The 17,011-nt window shown below is 63.1% G+C and carries 17 protein-coding genes; 10 read left to right on the top strand and 7 right to left on the bottom strand.

Annotated features, from left to right (window positions below; genetic code table 11):
- Nucleotides 1-42: 42 nt before the first annotated feature.
- The 6 genes from FBY03_RS09210 to FBY03_RS09185 are packed head-to-tail and all read left to right on the top strand — an operon-like array spanning nucleotide 43 to nucleotide 4,380.
- Nucleotides 43-1,182 (top strand): homoserine O-acetyltransferase, encoded by a 1,140-nt coding sequence (locus tag FBY03_RS09210; RefSeq protein WP_147171893.1) that lies wholly within the window; start codon nucleotides 43-45, stop codon nucleotides 1,180-1,182.
- 7 nt (nucleotides 1,183-1,189) lie between these two features.
- Nucleotides 1,190-1,810, top strand: coding sequence for a methionine biosynthesis protein MetW (metW, locus tag FBY03_RS09205; protein ID WP_147171892.1), 621 nt, complete (start codon nucleotides 1,190-1,192; stop codon nucleotides 1,808-1,810).
- A gap of 40 nt (nucleotides 1,811-1,850) precedes the next feature.
- The gene (locus FBY03_RS09200; protein WP_147171891.1) at nucleotides 1,851-2,270 is read left to right on the top strand and encodes a DUF4426 domain-containing protein; all 420 of its coding nucleotides are present in this window, start codon (nucleotides 1,851-1,853) and stop codon (nucleotides 2,268-2,270) included.
- Nucleotides 2,267-2,863: an RdgB/HAM1 family non-canonical purine NTP pyrophosphatase gene (gene rdgB / locus FBY03_RS09195; RefSeq protein WP_147171890.1), complete on the top strand. Its 597-nt coding sequence runs from the start codon at nucleotides 2,267-2,269 to the stop codon at nucleotides 2,861-2,863. Before FBY03_RS09200 ends, rdgB begins: the two co-directional genes overlap by 4 nt.
- Nucleotides 2,860-4,020 (top strand): radical SAM family heme chaperone HemW, encoded by a 1,161-nt coding sequence (hemW, locus tag FBY03_RS09190; protein WP_147171889.1) that lies wholly within the window; start codon nucleotides 2,860-2,862, stop codon nucleotides 4,018-4,020. The genes rdgB and hemW overlap by 4 nt, the downstream gene beginning before the upstream one ends.
- 36 nt (nucleotides 4,021-4,056) lie before the next feature.
- Complete coding sequence (locus tag FBY03_RS09185; protein WP_025163436.1) at nucleotides 4,057-4,380, top strand: DUF3392 domain-containing protein; 324 nt, start codon at nucleotides 4,057-4,059, stop codon at nucleotides 4,378-4,380.
- 361 nt (nucleotides 4,381-4,741) lie between these two features.
- Here the strand turns inward: FBY03_RS09185 and zapE are convergent, their stop codons facing one another.
- From zapE to FBY03_RS09150, 7 genes are all read right to left on the bottom strand, one after another.
- On the bottom strand, nucleotides 4,742-5,869 hold the full coding sequence (gene zapE / locus FBY03_RS09180) for a cell division protein ZapE (protein WP_147171888.1): 1,128 nt from the start codon (nucleotides 5,867-5,869) through the stop codon (nucleotides 4,742-4,744).
- Nucleotides 5,870-6,256: 387 nt separating this feature from the next.
- A complete protein-coding gene (locus tag FBY03_RS09175) occupies nucleotides 6,257-6,670 on the bottom strand; it encodes a hypothetical protein (RefSeq protein ID WP_178090611.1) in 414 nt (137 codons plus the stop codon).
- A 426-nt stretch (nucleotides 6,671-7,096) separates the two neighbouring features.
- On the bottom strand, nucleotides 7,097-7,477 hold the full coding sequence (locus FBY03_RS09170) for a hypothetical protein (protein WP_147171887.1): 381 nt from the start codon (nucleotides 7,475-7,477) through the stop codon (nucleotides 7,097-7,099).
- Nucleotides 7,478-7,723: 246 nt separating this feature from the next.
- The gene (locus FBY03_RS09165; protein WP_147171886.1) at nucleotides 7,724-8,458 is read right to left on the bottom strand and encodes a sulfite exporter TauE/SafE family protein; all 735 of its coding nucleotides are present in this window, start codon (nucleotides 8,456-8,458) and stop codon (nucleotides 7,724-7,726) included.
- A 359-nt stretch (nucleotides 8,459-8,817) separates the two neighbouring features.
- Complete coding sequence (locus tag FBY03_RS09160) at nucleotides 8,818-9,564, bottom strand: DUF3726 domain-containing protein (RefSeq protein ID WP_025163440.1); 747 nt, start codon at nucleotides 9,562-9,564, stop codon at nucleotides 8,818-8,820.
- Nucleotides 9,564-11,285 carry a hypothetical protein gene (locus tag FBY03_RS09155; protein WP_147171885.1) on the bottom strand — a complete coding sequence of 574 codons (1,722 nt, stop codon included), beginning with the start codon at nucleotides 11,283-11,285 and terminating at the stop codon, nucleotides 9,564-9,566. The genes FBY03_RS09160 and FBY03_RS09155 overlap by 1 nt, the downstream gene beginning before the upstream one ends.
- A 178-nt stretch (nucleotides 11,286-11,463) precedes the next feature.
- Entirely contained in the window at nucleotides 11,464-12,366 is a 903-nt protein-coding gene (locus FBY03_RS09150) for a LysR family transcriptional regulator (RefSeq protein WP_147171884.1), read from the bottom strand.
- 93 nt (nucleotides 12,367-12,459) lie between these two features.
- Between FBY03_RS09150 and FBY03_RS09145 the strand changes: the two genes are divergently transcribed.
- From FBY03_RS09145 to FBY03_RS09130, 4 genes are all read left to right on the top strand, one after another.
- Complete coding sequence (locus FBY03_RS09145; protein WP_147171883.1) at nucleotides 12,460-13,902, top strand: aldehyde dehydrogenase family protein; 1,443 nt, start codon at nucleotides 12,460-12,462, stop codon at nucleotides 13,900-13,902.
- 10 nt (nucleotides 13,903-13,912) lie between these two features.
- Nucleotides 13,913-14,902, top strand: coding sequence for a membrane dipeptidase (locus FBY03_RS09140; protein ID WP_178090609.1), 990 nt, complete (start codon nucleotides 13,913-13,915; stop codon nucleotides 14,900-14,902).
- Between the two features lie 48 nt (nucleotides 14,903-14,950).
- Entirely contained in the window at nucleotides 14,951-16,510 is a 1,560-nt protein-coding gene (locus FBY03_RS09135) for a BCCT family transporter (RefSeq protein WP_147171882.1), read from the top strand.
- Between the two features lie 72 nt (nucleotides 16,511-16,582).
- The gene (locus FBY03_RS09130; RefSeq protein WP_147171881.1) at nucleotides 16,583-16,954 is read left to right on the top strand and encodes a RidA family protein; all 372 of its coding nucleotides are present in this window, start codon (nucleotides 16,583-16,585) and stop codon (nucleotides 16,952-16,954) included.
- The last annotated feature ends 57 nt before the right edge of the window (nucleotides 16,955-17,011 follow it).

Raw genomic sequence — 17,011 nt, 5'->3', positions numbered from 1 at the left:
GCTCTTTAGACTGCTGCTCTTTCTTTTTCACGGGCTGGGACAATGCCGACTGCTTTTCCCCCGGACTCTGTTGGCCTGGTGACGCCCCAGGTGCTGCACTTCGCCGAACCCCTGGCGCTTGCCTGCGGGCGCAGCCTGGCCGACTACCAACTGATCTACGAGACCTATGGCGAGCTGAATGCTGCGCGCAGCAATGCCGTGCTGATCTGCCATGCGCTATCCGGCCATCATCATGCCGCCGGCTACCACAGCCCGGATGAGCGCAAGCCCGGCTGGTGGGACAGCTGCATCGGCCCCGGCAAACCGATCGACACCAACAAGTTCTTCGTCGTCAGTCTGAACAACCTCGGCGGTTGCAACGGCTCGACCGGCCCCAGCAGCCTCAACCCGGCCACCGGCAAACCCTTCGGCGCGGACTTCCCGGTGATGACCGTGGAAGACTGGGTGCACAGCCAGGCGCGCCTGGCCGATGTGCTCGGCATCGCGCAATGGGCCGCAGTGGTCGGCGGCAGCCTCGGCGGCATGCAGGCCATGCAGTGGACCATCAGCTACCCGGACCGCGTGCGCCACTGCCTGGCCATCGCCTCGGCGCCCAAGCTGTCGGCGCAGAACATCGCCTTCAACGAAGTGGCACGCCAGGCCATCCTCACCGACCCGGAATTCCACGGCGGACACTTCCAGGAACAGGGGGTGATCCCCAAGCGCGGCCTGATGCTGGCGCGCATGGTCGGCCACATCACCTACCTGTCGGACGACGCCATGGGCGAGAAATTCGGCCGCGGGCTGAAGAGCGAGAAGCTCAATTACGACTTCCACAGCGTCGAATTCCAGGTCGAGAGCTACCTGCGCTATCAGGGCGAAGAGTTTTCCGGGCGCTTCGACGCCAATACTTACCTGCTGATGACCAAGGCGCTGGACTACTTCGACCCGGCGGCGGCCAACGATGGCGACCTGGCCAAGACCCTGGCCAAGGCCACCGCGGACTTCTGCGTGATCTCCTTCACCACCGACTGGCGCTTCTCGCCGCAGCGCTCGCGGGAAATCGTCGACGCCCTGAGCGCCGCGCGGAAGAACGTCTGCTACCTGGAAATCGACGCGCCGCAAGGTCACGACGCCTTCCTGATCCCCATCCCGCGCTACTTGCAGGCATTTAGCAGCTATATGAACCGCATTGCAGTATGAGGCGCGCATGAGAGCCGACCTGGACATCATCCAAGAATGGATTCCCGCCGGCAGCCGGGTGCTCGACCTCGGCTGCGGCGATGGCGAACTGCTCGCCTGGTTGTGCGAGCACAAGCAGGTTAGCGGCTACGGCCTGGAAATCGACCCGGACAACATCGCCCGCTGCGTCGAAAAGGGCGTCAACGTCATCGAGCAGAACCTCGACAAGGGCCTGAGCAACTTCGCCACCCACAGCTTCGACGTGGTGGTGATGACCCAGGCCCTGCAGGCCGTGCACTACCCCGACCGCATCCTTCGCGAGATGCTGCGAGTCGGCAAGACCTGCATCATCACCTTCCCCAACTTCGGCCACTGGCGCTGCCGCTGGTACCTGGCGAGCAAGGGCCGCATGCCGGTTTCCGACTTCCTGCCCTACACCTGGTACAACACGCCGAACATCCACTTCTGCACCTTCGAAGACTTCGAGCGCCTGTGCCTGGATCAGGACGCCACCGTGCTGCAACGCCTGGCGGTGGATCGCGATCACCGCCATGGTTGGGCCAGCAGGATTTGGCCTAATCTGTTAGGTGAGATAGGTATCTACCGGGTCAGCGGATCCGCAGCCATGGATGCGCAGGCCGCCAGCTGAGCGACCTGCCCGTTCAGGCCCATTATTTAGGAGAGCCATCATGCACCGCATTGCCTTACTGTTTATCGCCCTGTGCCTGAGCCTGCCGGCGCTTGCCGAACGCAAGATGAGCTTCGGCGATCTGGACGTGCATTACATCGCCTTCAATTCCGGCTTCCTCCAGCCGGACATCGCCGCCGCCACCGGGCTGGTGCGCAGCAAGACCCTCGGCGTGGTCAACATCGCCGTGCTCAAGGCCGGTCAACCCAGCGACGCCAGCGTCAGCGGCGCGGTGAAGAACCTGCTCGGGCAGAACTACCCACTGACCTTCAAGCAGGTCAAAGAGGGCGACGCCATCTACTACCTGGCGCAATTCCCCTTCGAAGACCGCGAGGTGCTGCGCTTCACCATCAATGTCAAAGCCAGCGGCGACGTAGACCGCAGCTTCGACTTCAACCAGGAATTCTTCCCCGACGAATGAAGCCGCTCAGCCAACTCGTACTCGCCAGCCATAACGCCGGCAAACTCAAGGAACTCCAGGCCATGCTCGGCGATGCCGTGCGCGTGCGCTCGGTCGCCGAATTCAGCAGCGTCGAGCCTGAAGAGACCGGCCTGAGCTTCGTCGAAAACGCCATCCTCAAGGCCCGCCACGCCGCCCGCGTGTCCGGCCTGCCGGCGCTGGCCGACGACTCCGGCCTGGCGGTGGACTTTCTCGGCGGCGCACCGGGCATCTATTCGGCGCGTTATGCAGATGGCGCTGGCGATGCGGCAAACAACGCCAAGCTGCTCGAGGTGCTGAAAGAGGTGCCCGATGAACAGCGCGGCGCCCAGTTCGTCTGCGCCCTGGCGCTGCTGCAACACGCCGACGACCCGCTGCCGATTATCTGCGAAGGCCTCTGGCATGGACGCATCCTGCATGCCGCGCGCGGTGAACAGGGTTTCGGCTACGACCCGCTGTTCTGGGTCGAGGAGCGCCAGTGCTCCAGCGCCGAACTGGCGCCCACCGAGAAGAACCAGCTCAGCCACCGCGCCCGCGCCATGGCCCAGCTCAAGCAACGACTGGGGCTGGCATGACACTGTCCACGGGCGGAAGTTTTCAACTTCCTCCACTCTCGCTGTACATCCATATCCCCTGGTGCGTGAAGAAGTGTCCCTACTGCGACTTCAACTCCCACGCCGCCGGCCCCACGCTGCCGGAACAGGAATACGTCGACGCCCTGCTCGCCGATCTCGATGAAGACCTGCCGCAGGTGCATGGCCGCCAACTGACCTCGATCTTCTTCGGCGGCGGCACCCCCAGCCTGTTTTCCGCCGAGGCCCTGGGCCGCTTGCTCGAAGGCGTCGAGCAACGCGTGCCGTTCGCGCCCGATATCGAGATCACCCTGGAGGCCAACCCCGGCACCTTCGAGCAGGCCAAGTTCGCCGCCTACCGCGCACTCGGCATCAATCGCCTGTCGATCGGCGTACAGAGCTTCCAGGCCGACAAGCTCAAGGCCCTCGGGCGCATCCACGACGGTGACGAGGCGATCCGCGCCGCCGACATGGCGCGCGCCGCCGGCTTCGACAACTTCAACCTGGACCTGATGCACGGCCTGCCCGATCAGTCGATCGACGACGCCCTCGGCGACCTGCGTATCGCCATCGCCCAGCAGCCGACGCACCTGTCCTGGTACCAGCTGACCCTGGAGCCGAACACGGTGTTCTGGAACCAGCCGCCGAAACTGCCGGAAGACGACATCCTCTGGGACATCCAGGAAGCCGGCCAGGCCCTGCTGGCCGAGCACGGCTACGCGCAATACGAGGTGTCCGCCTACGCCCAACCCGGCAAGGCGGCGCGGCACAACCTCAACTACTGGAGTTTCGGCGACTTCCTCGGCATCGGCGCCGGCGCCCACGCCAAGCTCAGCAGCCCGGACGGCACCATCAAGCGCAGCTGGAAAACCCGTCTGCCCAAGGACTACCTCGATCCCAGCAAGCGCTTCAGCGCCGGCGAGCGGGTACTGGGACCGGACGAACTGCCCTTCGAATTTCTGATGAACGTGCTGCGCCTCACGGACGGCAGCGCCAGCGAGTTGTTCACTCAGCGCACCGGCTTGCCGCTGAGCCAGTTGGCCGCCGCCCGCGCCGAAGCCGAGCAGCGCGGCCTGCTGCACAGCGACCCGTCGCGCCTGACCGCGACCCGCGAAGGCCAGCTGTTTCTCAACGACCTGCTGCAACATTTCCTGCCCTGAGCGGCAGCCATGCGCCCTTTGCGCTAAGGACTTCACTTGGACCTGCTACTCGACCTGATCGCTACCCTGTCACGCTGGAGCCGTAGCCACCTGTACGACATTTCCCTGGCCATCATGGCCACCCTGCTGGTGCTGTTCGGCCCCGGCATCAACGCCTGGGTGCAACGCAGCATCGGCGGCCTCAACTTCTTCCTGCGCACCCTGCTGTTCGTGCTGCTCTGCGCGGTCGGCTACGGCCTGGCGATGATCTTCCTCACGCCCTGGCTGGCCCAGGGCCTCGGCCACTTCAACAACTACACCCTGGCGCCGGTGCTGCTGCTGTCGTTCTTCCTGATCGGCATCCTGGCCGACCGCAACTAGCCGGTAGCCCGGATGCCATCCGGGCCTCGATCCTCTCCCCGCGCAGGAGCCAGCTTGCTGGCGATGCTGGTGACTGTGCGTGACGACTGGCGCCGGATCGCCAGCAAGCTGGCTCCCACAGGCCGGGTACAGGCCAACGACTGCTACAGACGCTGGCGCTCTTCGCGGCGGTATTGCACGACACCTAGCGGAATGCGCCCTCGATGGCCGCACGGATCTGCTCGACCCGGCGCCGGCGCTGCTGTTGTCATTCTCTCTGATGGGCATCTTGGCGGGCCGCCACTAGCCGGTAGCCCGGATGCAATCCGCGGCCGATCTGAACCCGTGCTACGAATCCCCGGATTGCATCCGGGCTACGTGCTCACGCCTCGGCGTAGCGCTGCAACTGCATCTCGCGCAGGCGGCTGAGGGTGCGGCGAAACGGAAAGGCCAGATATCCTTGGGTATACAGCTCATCCAGCGGCACCTGGGCCTCCAGATACAGCGGCACGCGGCGGTCGTAGCATTCATCGACCAGGGCGATAAAGCGCCGCACGCTGTCGTCATGTACCGACAGCTCGGGTAATTCGCGGTCGCCTGCCTGCACCCGTTCGACGCCATCCTCGGTGCCACGGGCAATCTTCGCGGCGCGCTGCTGGGCACTGAGGTTGGGCACCTCGCTCACCACAATGGCCGAGTAACGATCGCACAGGCCGATGAAATCCAGGGCCGATAGCGGCTGCTCGCACAGCTCGGCGTAGCGACACCAGAGCGCCGTTTCGCTGCGCCGCACCACGTTAATCGCCCGGTGCCCCAGCGTTATCTGCTCGGTCGAGGCCGGCTGGCCTGGCGTCAACTGCTCGAACACTTCACCCAAACCGCTCGGCTGCTCTGGATGCGTCACCCAGTAGCGCGGCTGCGCGGCGCCCGGATGCAGGCGATGGTCCTGGCCGCCATCGATACCCAGCACCTGCATGTGCTGCTCTATCGCCGTGACGGCCGGCAGAAAGCGCTCGCGGTTGAAGCCCTCGGCATACAGCTGCTGCGGCGGCTGGTTGGAGGTGGCGACCAGCACCACGCCGGCCTCGAACATCGCCTGCAGCAGAGGGCCGACAATCATCGCGTCGCCGATGTCATTGACGAACAGCTCGTCGAAACACAGCACCCGCACCTCTTCGCTCAACTCGCGCGCCAGCGCCTGCAAAGGGGCGGGCGTGCCGGTCAGCTGAAACAGGCGCCGATGCACCCAGCTCATGAAGTGGTGAAAGTGCTGGCGCCGCGCCGGCACCCGCAGGCTGCGATGGAACTGATCCATCAGCCAGGTCTTGCCGCGCCCCACCGGCCCCCAGAGATACACCCCGGTCAGTGGCTGCCCGGTGCTGTCAGGCTGATGCAGGGCCTGGTGGCAGTCTTCCAGCACCTGCGCGGCCTGCCACTGCGCCTGATCCGACTCGAAGCCCTGCTGCTCGATGGCCCACCGATAGGCCGCCAGGGGTGACACCACATCCATACAACTACCGCTCGCTTAACCCAGCCCGTAATGGCGGCGGCTATTTTACAGGCTCGCGGCGGGCGTGCGGCATCAGGCTGACGACCGCCCTAGCCCTCAAGCGAGCCGACGCGGCCAATCGCAGAGGCTGGTGGACAGGCAAGCGTTGTCCTCCCTACACAACCCCCAAGTGCGCGTAGGGTGGAAAACCGCGAAGCGTTTTCCACCAAACCATTCCCAGGCTACCTCGCTAAAACGCCCATATGATCGCATGATATGCATTAACCATCGCGAAACCGAAAAGAACATAGCCAGACAGTGCCGATAGGATTGCCACATCTCGAAACCTATCACCCAATACTTGGTACTTATCCTTGTCCTTTGAACTCTCGGAGTAGCAAGCCTGACTTAGGTAGCGGAATGCAAAACCCAGAGCGCCGACGAGCACACCAATACCAAATTGCAGCAGCGGGAGGGCAAGATACTGCGCAAGAACAGTGCCCCGGGCTTGCCAACAAGGTTGCTCATAACACCTAGCAAGGCGACAACTGCTCCGCCATTGATAATTAGCAACGTGTGAAGCGCACTCTTTCCGGCTTCAAGTACAGCCTTAAGCATTTCAATGCTGTGTTGATTCTCGGCAACATAGTGGGCAAGCATTCCCTCATGATCTCGCTGCCTGAATTCTTGAGACGCGCCAGCATCCCTCTCTAGCGCATCAAGATACGTGCGCAGTGCAGAAACCTGAATCTGCTGCCCACCTTGCGTTTCAACTTGATCAAGTTGTTTGCGAAAGGAGTTTATTAATTCTTGGGATTCCACTTTCTTTTCGCCCTACCGTCTAAATAAACGAACGCAGCTTTGCTGCATCCAAGAGCCCCTTTTAGCTGCTACATGAAGTGCAATAGCAGCCTACCGATTGAGTTCGTAAGGTCCCTTGCATATCCGACAACCAATTTTGAGCATTCTGATCAAAATCAGACCCTTTAGTTATCTGAGTGACTTGCTATGCATAAAGTACTCGAAATATAGCAGTAACGATTGCCACAACGCTAAGCCCGTAAGGGATGAATAGATCAGAGAATGTTTTGTCGGTTGCCATGACAGATAAGTAAGCCTTAATCCTCATATATTCATAAGGAATGTAAGCGATGTTATGTGTGACGCTGTCGGGGTGAAATTCACCCATGGGGTTTTCTACATTAATATGCAATTGACGGCTTAAAAATTTATGCTCAACCGATACGATTACCGGAATTGGCTCGTATTTTCTGCGATCTCAATTCCCATCGCGGCACCCCACCCCTCTTTGTAAGCAACACCTCCTTCGTTTTTAAAGGCATTGATTAGAGGGCTTATCATCCTGCGGTATGACTTCGAGGTTGATACGCGCTCTTGGGCTATTTTGCGAAACTCTTCGTGCAAAGGCTTTGCGTACAGCCAGTAACGCCAAATTAAATATACCAGTGCAATATATGCAAGGATTATTATGGCCTGGCCACTTTCTAGCTTTATGCCGCCACCGAGAAATGATATTGGTTCGACTTCCCCGCCCGATAGTTGGTAAATGACTAGACCTAGGGATACTCCTATAAGATTTCTTCTTTGCTTATGAATGTTGGTATCCACAACGTTTAGCCTTTTATGCACAACTAATAATTAGGCGACATGCCATGTCGCGCTTCTGCAGTGACTGCTTGTCGCTAATCGCTCCTTGTCGCCCGATAAGCCCTTGTCTAGCAAAGAGATGGTCGCAGCAAACGCGGCATCAGTCGGGGAGAAACGCGACATAGACGGCAAGCTTCAGCGAAGCTACTGATTTGCCATCAGGCTGTCCACCGCCTGTTCAGTCGCGCAAACGCTGCGGCCTCGCGCCTAAGCCAGCAGCCGCCACAGGCTGTGCATCAACAAACCACTTGCCGCCAGCAAAGAGAGCAGCAGCAAGAGCTGGCGCGGGCTGCGTTTGTCGAAGCGGCCGTCCAGCCAGCGGGCCAGGCCATAGCCGGCCACCACGCCAGGCGCCAGCTTGAGTGTGCTGTGCAGGTAATCGAGGGGCATGCGGCCCTGATAGAGCAGGAACAGCACCGAGACCGGGGTGGTCAGCAGGAAGAAGGCGGCCAGTTCATCGCGGGCGCTGATGCGGCTGCAGCTCTGGTAGACCAGCGCCATGGGCGGGCCGCCGACCGAGGTGGCGGTGCCCATCAGCCCCGAGCAAAAGCCGGCGATGGCCAGGTTGCGCGGGTTGCAGCGCACCTCCAGCCAGCGGTAGCTGGTGAGGGTCGCCAGCAGCACGCAGGCACCGAGCAGCAGGCCGAGCCAGGCGGCAGGTAGCAAGCCAAGCAACAGGCCGCCGCACCAGGCACCGGGCAATCGCGCCAGAATGGCCGGCATGGGTCGACGCCAGGCCAGCGACTGGCGGTTGCCGAGCAGCATGCAACTTGCCAGGAGAAAGCCCAGCAGCAGGATCGGCCCGGGCACGTAGTTGGGGTCCAGCAGATACAGCAGCGGCGCCGCCAGCAGGCCGAAGCCGATGCCCAGCAGCCCCTGCACCAGGCTGCCGCCCAGCACGATCAACAGCGCCAGGCAGTCGCTGCCGCTGTAGTCCGTCAAGGCGTGTATCTACCTAGTGTCGTGTCAATCATGCAATGTCGGAGCATTGTAGGGTGGGTTAGCGGCGCCAACCTGCGAACGATCAGGCCGCGCTAGGGTGGCACGCCGCGTAACCCACCAGGCGATAGGCCTGCGTCGCGCCGATGGTGGGTTACGCCGCAACGGATCTTGCAGGCTCATCGCGATCGGTAGCATGCGCCTAACCCACCCTACAGGGATCGCGGTACAGCGGTACGACCGCGATTAACCGACATTTAAACGTTGTCGTGATACTAGCCTTAACAGGCCATTGAAAAATGTAGCGAGCGCAGGCGAGACAGGGCGCGCTCAGCCGAGCGCAGTCGTTTTTCAACGGCTTGTTAACGGCCACCGGCGCCGCTGCGCGATTGCTCGGAGTTCTCCACCAGCACCGCTTCGGCCAGCTGGTTGAGCTGTTGCCACAGCTCGATGGAGATATCCATGCCGCCTTCCAGGGCGCCCTCGCCGGCGCGGGCGAACTGCTCCGGGCTGACCTGGCGATAGCCGCTGCGCTGACCCGCGCTGCCGTGCAACTGCCCCTGCAGGTCGATCCGCGTGCTGAGTAGCAGGGTCAGGGTTTGGGTGTCGGCCGTGGCAGGATCGACCAGCAACGCCTCGCTGTAGCTCGGATAGCGGGCGCCGACGGCGATGCTGGCGACATGCTCGCTGACCGGCTGCTTACCGTTCTGCCAGTAGGCCAAGCCGCTGATGCCCTGACGGGCGCAGTCGACCAGCAGCTTGAGGATGAACTTGCGGTTGTGGCAGTTGCGCACCTTGACGTTGACGCAGCCCTGCTCCAGCACCTTGGTCTGCGCCAGTTCGACGATGCTCGGCAGGCAGTTCAGGCCGCTGCGGCCATGACAGTCGAACAGCAGCGCCTGGCTCTCCTCGGCCAGCAGTTCCAGCGCCGGCCTCTGGCTGTCGGCGACATAGGGCAAGGCGCGCTGCAGTTCGCCGAAGCCCTGCTCGCCATGCACCTGCAGCCATTTCACCAGGCCGGCGGCATCTTCGTAGTAGCCGACGGGATAGCCCATGCCTTCGAATACGCGCTTGAGCAGGGAGGTCAGTTCATTCGACGAGATCAACATCAGCGCTTCTCCGCAGTCGGGGCCAGGGGCAGGAACCAGTCGTCCTCGAACGGCTGGCCGATATCCTCCAGCAGCGGCGCGCCCTGGAACATGGTGTTGCGCACCCACAGGCGCGAGCGCGGATCGAACTTGCTGACGCCGAAGAAGGCCAGCTTGCAGCGCAGCAGGTGCATGGGCAGCACCTCGCGGTCCAGCAGGTTGGCCTGGATCTCGCCGTAGTGGGTCTTGGCCATGCTCTGCATGCGCCGCACGATGCCGCGCTGCTCGGGGTGACGGAGGAGGAAGCTGGCGGTGCACTGCGCGGGATGTTCGGCCAAATAGGCGCCGAGCTGACGATGGCACTGCTGCGCCAGGTAGCCGATGCCCAGGGGCATCTGCTTGTCGCGGCCGCTCTCCAGGTTGCAGTTGCCCAGGCGCGGCTCCTGCTTCTCCTCGGAGCGATACCAGAAGGTTTCGCTGGCGCCGTCGGCCGTAAAGTCGATGGCCAGGGCCCAGGCGTAGTGCCGCTCGATCAGCGCCTGCAGCTCGGCGGCCGGCATCTGTGGTTGCAACTCGAGGGATTCAACCAGGGAAAAGCTGTCCTCCAGGCTGTCGACCAGCTCCGGGTAGAGCTCCAGCAGGATGCAGTTGAGCAGCTCCTGACCCTGCAGGCTGAGCTGTTGCTCGGCCCAGCTCGACAGCTGCTCCCAGCTGTGCAGCGGGTGGCTGGCGAGCCAGTCCTGCAGCGCGGCGAAGTCTTCCAGCACCACCCGGTTGTTGCCGGTCTGCCAGTCGTCCTCGGTGACGGTCTGCTGGATATGCGCGGTGCCGCGCTCGACCAGCACCTGCAGGCGAGCCAGACGCTCGGCGGTGACCTGGCCGAGGCCGCGCACGCGCGCCAGGGCCAGTTCGCGCATCTCAATCCAGCGGCTGATCAGCTGCGGGTGATTGATCAGGTAGGGCGCCATGCCCAGGCCCGTGGAATTGCCGATACCGAAGTAGCGTTTCAGCTGCGGCTGCAGCGCCACGGCCGTTTCAGGCGCACGTTGGCGGGCGATGTGCTCGGCCTGCTGCAGGCTGAAGTTGCGCAGCATGAAGCAGTTGAACATCTCGGCGGCGAAGGGCCGGGCGAAGTCCGGGTGCTTGCTGCTGACTTTCTCCCAGTCGGCCATGCCCAGCTTGCCGCTGCCGTACACCGCGGTGGTGCGATAGAGGTAGCCGACCTTGGCGATCTGCTCCACCTCGGGCTGCTGGCCGGCGCTCAGGGCCGCCACCACGCTGTCGAAGTTGCGCACGCTGCGGTTGGCCCGCGACAGCACCATCACCTTGGCGTCCAGGCGGCCGGCTTCCTGCAACGGCACGTTTTGCCGCAGGTACTCGACGTAGGTGTCGTCCACCTCGCCCTCGCACAGCGCCATGGTCAGGTCCCACTCGCTGGCGATCACCCGGTCGTTGCGCTTGTCCGGGTCCAGGTACTGGGAAAACAGCACGAAGCTGAACAGGTCGCCCGTGGTCTGGATGCGGTAGATGACGGTGCCATAACCCTCGGCATCCAGCTCGAAACGCCGCGCCTCGATCTGCCAGCCCTCGCGCATGATCTTACGCACCAGGCAGCGCATGAAACTCAGGCGACTCTGGTGCAGGCTGCCGAGGCGTTCCAGGTCCATGACCACATGGGCCGGACGCAGGCGGATCGCCTGGGCCCCGCGCTTGGCGGGATCGATGCTGGAAGGAGTGCTCATGGGCTGGACCTCGACTGGCGCAAACCGTAGCCGGCGCTGCGGCCTGTTGGGGGCCAAGCGGGATACGGTGGATTGTTGTTAGCTGCCGTCGATGGTGGTCCAAGGGCCGCCACAGGGCAATTCAGATCGCCCTATCAGCCGATAAGGGAAACTTATCTAGAAGGCTATCTCGATCAGATTAAAGCGCGCTCGGGTCCAGTTCGTTGTCGCGCAGGATGAAGTCGAACAACGCCTGGGCCGCCACCGGCAGCGAGCGATTGGCCAGGCAGACGATGCCGATGTCGCGCGTCACCAGCGGCTCGCTCAGCGGAATGAAGCGCAACTGGCTGTGCTCCGGCGGAAAGGCGAAACGCGGCAAGGTGGTGATGCCCATGCCCGCTTCGAGCATGGCCAGCAGCGAGATCATGTTGGACATATAGAACTGCGCATCGGCCACCAGCTCTTCGGCCTCGGTGCCGGCCAGCAGGCGCGAGGTGCCGTTGCCGATCAGCCGCTCGCCGCGCAGTTGCTGCCAGCTCAATTCGGCTTCGCCGGCCAGGCGATGGTCGCTGCGGCAGACCACGCCGATGCTGTCCTCCCAGATCGGGATGAAGCGGATGTCGCTCTCCGCCTCCCACAGGCTGGCAATGCCGAAGTCGACCTGCTGATTCTCGACCATCGCCAGCACCACCTCGGAGCTGTCGTCGAACAGGCTGACGTGCAGGTCGGTGGCATCGCCGATAAAGCGCGTGAGGATATCCGGCAACAGGCGGCTGGCGATCGACGGCACCGAGGCGATGCGCAAATGCCCGGATTTGTGCTGGGCGATCAGGCTCATGTCCTTGATCACCCGGTCATGGTGGGCGATCAGCTCCTTGGCGTAGGCCATGAACTGCACGCCGAAGGGGGTCAGCTCCGGCCTGGCCGCGCGGGCGTTGCGCTTCTCGAACAAGGACTGGCCGAGCTTGCCCTCCAGGTCGCGGATCGACAGGGAAATCGCCGGCTGGGTGCGGTGGGCTTTTTCCGCCGCGGCATGAAAGCCTTGCAGCTCATGCACCCAGACGAAGTGCCGCAGCTGGACGATCTTGAGGTCGGGAAGCACGGTAAGTTTTCCTTATCAAACAATATTTACAACTGATTTTAGTTTATTGAGAACGGCGCCTACCATTCGCTAACAGTTTGAGAGGAGGTGCATATGTCCGGCGATATCTTTGCTAACTACATCAATGGCGAGTGGCTTACGGGCTCCGCGACTATCCGTAATATCAGCCCCGCGAACATCCAGGATGTGCTGGGCGACTATGCCCAGGCCGACGCCGGGCAAATCGAGCAGGCCCTCGACGCGGCCATCGCCGGTCAACTCGAGTGGCAGCGCAGCGGCCTGGAGCAGCGTTATCAGGTGCTGACCGCGATCGGTGACGAATTGATTGCGCGCAAGGCCGAACTCGGCGAGCAGCTGGCCCGCGAAGAAGGCAAGACCCTGGCCGAAGGCATGGGCGAAGTCTACCGCTCCGGCCAGTTCTTCCACTACTACGCCGCCGAAGTGCTGCGGCAGATGGGCGAGACCGCCGATTCGGTGCGTCCGGGCGTGGAAATCGAAACCCGCCGCGAGCCGGTCGGTGTGGTCGCCATCATCACCCCGTGGAACTTCCCCATGGCCACCGCGGCCTGGAAGATCGCCCCGGCGCTGGCCTTCGGCAACGCCGTGGTATTCAAGCCGGCCAACGCGGTGCCGGCCAGCGCCTGGTCGCTGACTGAAATCATCGCCCGCCAGGGCCTGCCGGTCGGCACCTTCAACCTGGTCATGGGCAGCGGCGCCACGGTTGGCGACGCGCTGATCCACTCCAACAAGATCGATGCCCTGAGCTTCACCGGCTCGGTCGAAACCGGGCGCAAGGTGGCCTGCGCCACCGCCGCCAACTTCGTCCGTTGCCAGCTGGAAATGGGCAGCAAGAACGCCCTGATCGTGCTCGACGATGCCGACCTCGACCTGGCCGTGGACTGCGCATTGAACGGCGCCTTCTTCGGCACCGGGCAGAAGTGCACCGCCTCCTCGCGGCTGATCGTCACCGCCGGCATGCACGACCGCTTCGTCGCCGCCCTGGTCGAGCGCATGGGTCAGCTCAAGGTCGGCTACCCGCTGCGCGAAGGCACGCAGATTGGCGCGGTGATCGACGGCAAGCAGCTGGAGCAGAACCTGCGCTACATCGAGCAGGCCAAGGCCGACGGCGCGGTGCTGGCCTGTGGCGGCGAGCGCATCGAGGAAGAGTACCAAGGCTTCTATATGCGCCCGGCGCTGTTCGTCGAGACCCGCAACGACATGCAGATCAACCGCGACGAGGTGTTCGGTCCGATCGCCTGCGTGATCAAGGTCGCCGACTACGAGGAGGCCCTGGCCACCCTCAACGACACCGACTTCGGCCTCACCGCCGGGATCATGACCCAGTCGTTGAAGTACGCCAGCGACTTCAAGCGCCGCGCCAAGACCGGCTGCGTGATGGTCAACCTGCCGACCGCCGGCACCGACTACCACGTGCCGTTCGGCGGCCGGAAGAACTCCAGCTTCGGCCCGCGCGAGCAGGGCAGCTACGCCCGCGAGTTCTACACCGTGGTCAAGACCACCTATATCCGTGCTTGAGGGCGCAGCCATGCATGACGACCTGATCGTGATCGACGGCCTGCAGTACTCCAACTGGGACCGCGAGCTGTTCACCCAGCTGCGCCAAGGCGGGGTCACTGCGGTGCACGTGACCCTGGTGTACCACGAGAATGCGCGCGAGACCTTAAGCCGTCTCGGTGAATGGAACCGCCGCTTCGAGCAACACGGCGACCTGATCATGCCGGTGGCGGGCGCCGCCGACATTCGTCGGGCCAAGCAGCTGGGCAAGGTGGGGATCTTCTTCGGCGCGCAGAACTGCTCGCCGATCGAGGACGATATCGCCCTGATCGAGGTGTTCCGCCAGCTCAACCTGCTGATCATGCAGCTGACCTATAACAACCAGAGCCTGCTGGCCACCGGTTGCTACGAGGGCAGCGACAGCGGTATCACCCGCTTCGGCAAGCAGGCCATCGCCGAGATGAACCGGGTCGGCATGCTTATCGACATGTCGCACAGCGCCGAGCGCAGCACCCTGGAAGCCATCGAGCTGTCGAGCCGGCCGATCATCATCTCCCACGCCAACCCGGAGTTCTTCCACCCGGCCAAGCGCAACAAGTCGCAGACCGTGCTGCGTGAACTGGGCCAGTCTGGCGGCCTGCTCGGCTTCAGCCTGTACCCCTTCCACCTGCATAACGGTTCGGACTGCACCCTGGCGCAGTTCTGCGACATGGTCGCACGCACCGCCGACCTGATCGGCATCGAGCATATCGGCATCGGTACCGACCTGTGCCAGAACCAGCCGCAGTCGGTGCTGGAGTGGATGCGCAGCGGTCGCTGGTCGAAGCAGGTCGACTACGGCGAAGGCTCGGCGAGCAACGCCGACTGGCCCAAGCCGCTGACCTGGTTCGGCGACAGCCGCGACTTCCCGAAAATCACCCAGGGCCTGCTGCAGCGCGGTTTCAGCGCCGAAGACACCGCCAAGGTGATGGGTCTCAACTGGCTCAACACCCTGGAGCAAGGCCTCAAGCCTGCTCCGTAACTGTCCTGAACAACTCAACAAGTACAAAATTCTTGTCAGGAGAACACTATGAATAGCAAATCGCAGGCGGCCCAGATGGGGGCTGTCGACAGTGGCAAAAGCACGCTGCTGCAGAGCGTGGATGTACCGGTCTTTCTTCTCAGCGGTGGCTTTGTTCTACTCTTCGCGATTATCGCGCTGTGGGACATCGAACTGATGACCCAGTGGGTCAATACCGCCTTCGCCTGGTCGACCAAGTTGTTTGGCGCCTACTGGCAGGTGCTGCTGCTGCTGACCTTCGTCATCGGCCTGCTGCTGGCCATGGGCCGCACCGGCCGCGTACGCCTGGGCGGCCTGGCCATCCCCGAGATGTCCACCTACACCTGGGTGTCGATCATCATGTGCACCCTGCTGGCCGGTGGCGGCGTGTTCTGGGCCGCGGCCGAGCCGATGGCCCACTTCCTCTCGCCACCGCCGCTGTACGGTGGTGCGACGGGCACCCCGCAGGCGGCCTACAACGCGCTGGCGCAGAGCTTCATGCACTGGGGCTTCCTCGCCTGGGCGATTCTCGGCAGCCTCAGCGGCATCGTGCTGATGCACCTGCACTACGAGAAAGGCCTGCCGCTCAAGCCACGCACCCTGCTCTACCCGGTGTTTGGCGAGCGCGTCATGAGCGGCTGGTTCGGCGCCCTGATCGACGCCAGCTGCGTGATTGCCGTGGTCGCCGGCACCATCGGCCCGATCGGTTTCCTCGGCCTGCAGGTCAGCTTCGGCCTGGAAAAGCTGTTCGGCATCACCAACAACTACAGCACCCAGCTGATCATCATCGGTGCACTGGTGGCGACCTACACTATTTCCGCCGTGTCCGGGGTAACCCGCGGGATCAAACTGCTCAGCCATCTCAATGTGGTGCTGGCAGTTGGGCTGATGCTGTTCATCCTGTTGTTCGGCCCGACCGCGTTCATCTTCGATGCCTACCTGCAGTCCATGGGCATCTACCTGGACAAGTTCATCCCGATGGCCACCTTCCGCGCCGACCCGGCCTGGCTGGACTGGTGGACGGTGTTCTTCTGGGGCTGGTTCCTCGGTTATGGCCCGCTGATGGCGATGTTCGTCGCGCGCATCTCCCGTGGTCGCACCATCCGCGAGCTGGTGACCATGATCTCGATAGTCGCGCCGCTGATCACCTGCTTCTGGTTCACCATAGTCGGCGGCAGTGGCCTGGCCTTCGAGCTGAGCAACCCGGGTTCGGTGTCCGAAGCCTTCGCCGGTTTCAACCTGCCCGGCGCCCTGTTGGCGATCACCGCACAGCTGCCGCTGGGTTACCTGATCTCGGTGCTGTTCCTGATCCTCACCATCATCTTCGTCACCACCACCGGTGACTCGATGACCTACACCATCTCCATGGTGATGACCGGCACCGATCACCCGCGTACAGAAGTCCGGGTGTTCTGGGGCGTGATGATGGGCGTGGTGGCGGCCTTGCTGATCTCCATCGGCTCGGGCGGCATCAGCGCGCTGCAATCGTTCATCGTCATCACCGCCGTGCCGGTGTCCCTGGTGCTGCTGCCGGCCCTGTGGAACGCACCGCAGATCGCCCGGCGCATGGCCGACGAACAAGGGCTCTAATCCCCACCTTTCGAGGGAGCGCGGCAGCCGTCGCCTCCCTCTTTTTTATTCCGCAAAAAGTAGGAGCACGCCATGAAACAGGTCGTGAAAACCCAACTGTTCCCGTCAAAAGCCCCGCTGGAGTGGGCGGTGATCGGTAACGGCACCCTGTACACCGCGCAGATTCCCATCGACGCTCAGGGCCAGGTGGTGCCCGGCGGCATCGAGGCGCAAACCCGGCAGACCCTGGACAACCTCAAGCACACCTTGGAGTGCGCGAACCTGGGCATGGACGCGGTGACCCAGGTGCTGATCTACGTCACCGACCGCAGCTACCTGGCCACGGTCAACGCGGTGTACGCCGACTACTTCAGCGCGCCCTACCCCAACCGCGCGGCCATGGTCATCGCCGGCCTGGCCCGCGAGGAAATGCTGGTGGAGCTGGTGGTGTACGCCGCCGCCTGACCTGCTTGATGTGCAATGCGCTGGCTCGGCACCACCGGCTGGCGCGCCGAGTGCCTG

It is taken from the genome of Pseudomonas sp. SJZ079 (genome assembly GCF_007993865.1).
In the GTDB taxonomy this organism is placed as follows: domain Bacteria; phylum Pseudomonadota; class Gammaproteobacteria; order Pseudomonadales; family Pseudomonadaceae; genus Aquipseudomonas.
Note: the sequence above shows the minus strand (reverse complement) of the source record. Positions and strands in the feature narration are given on the sequence as shown.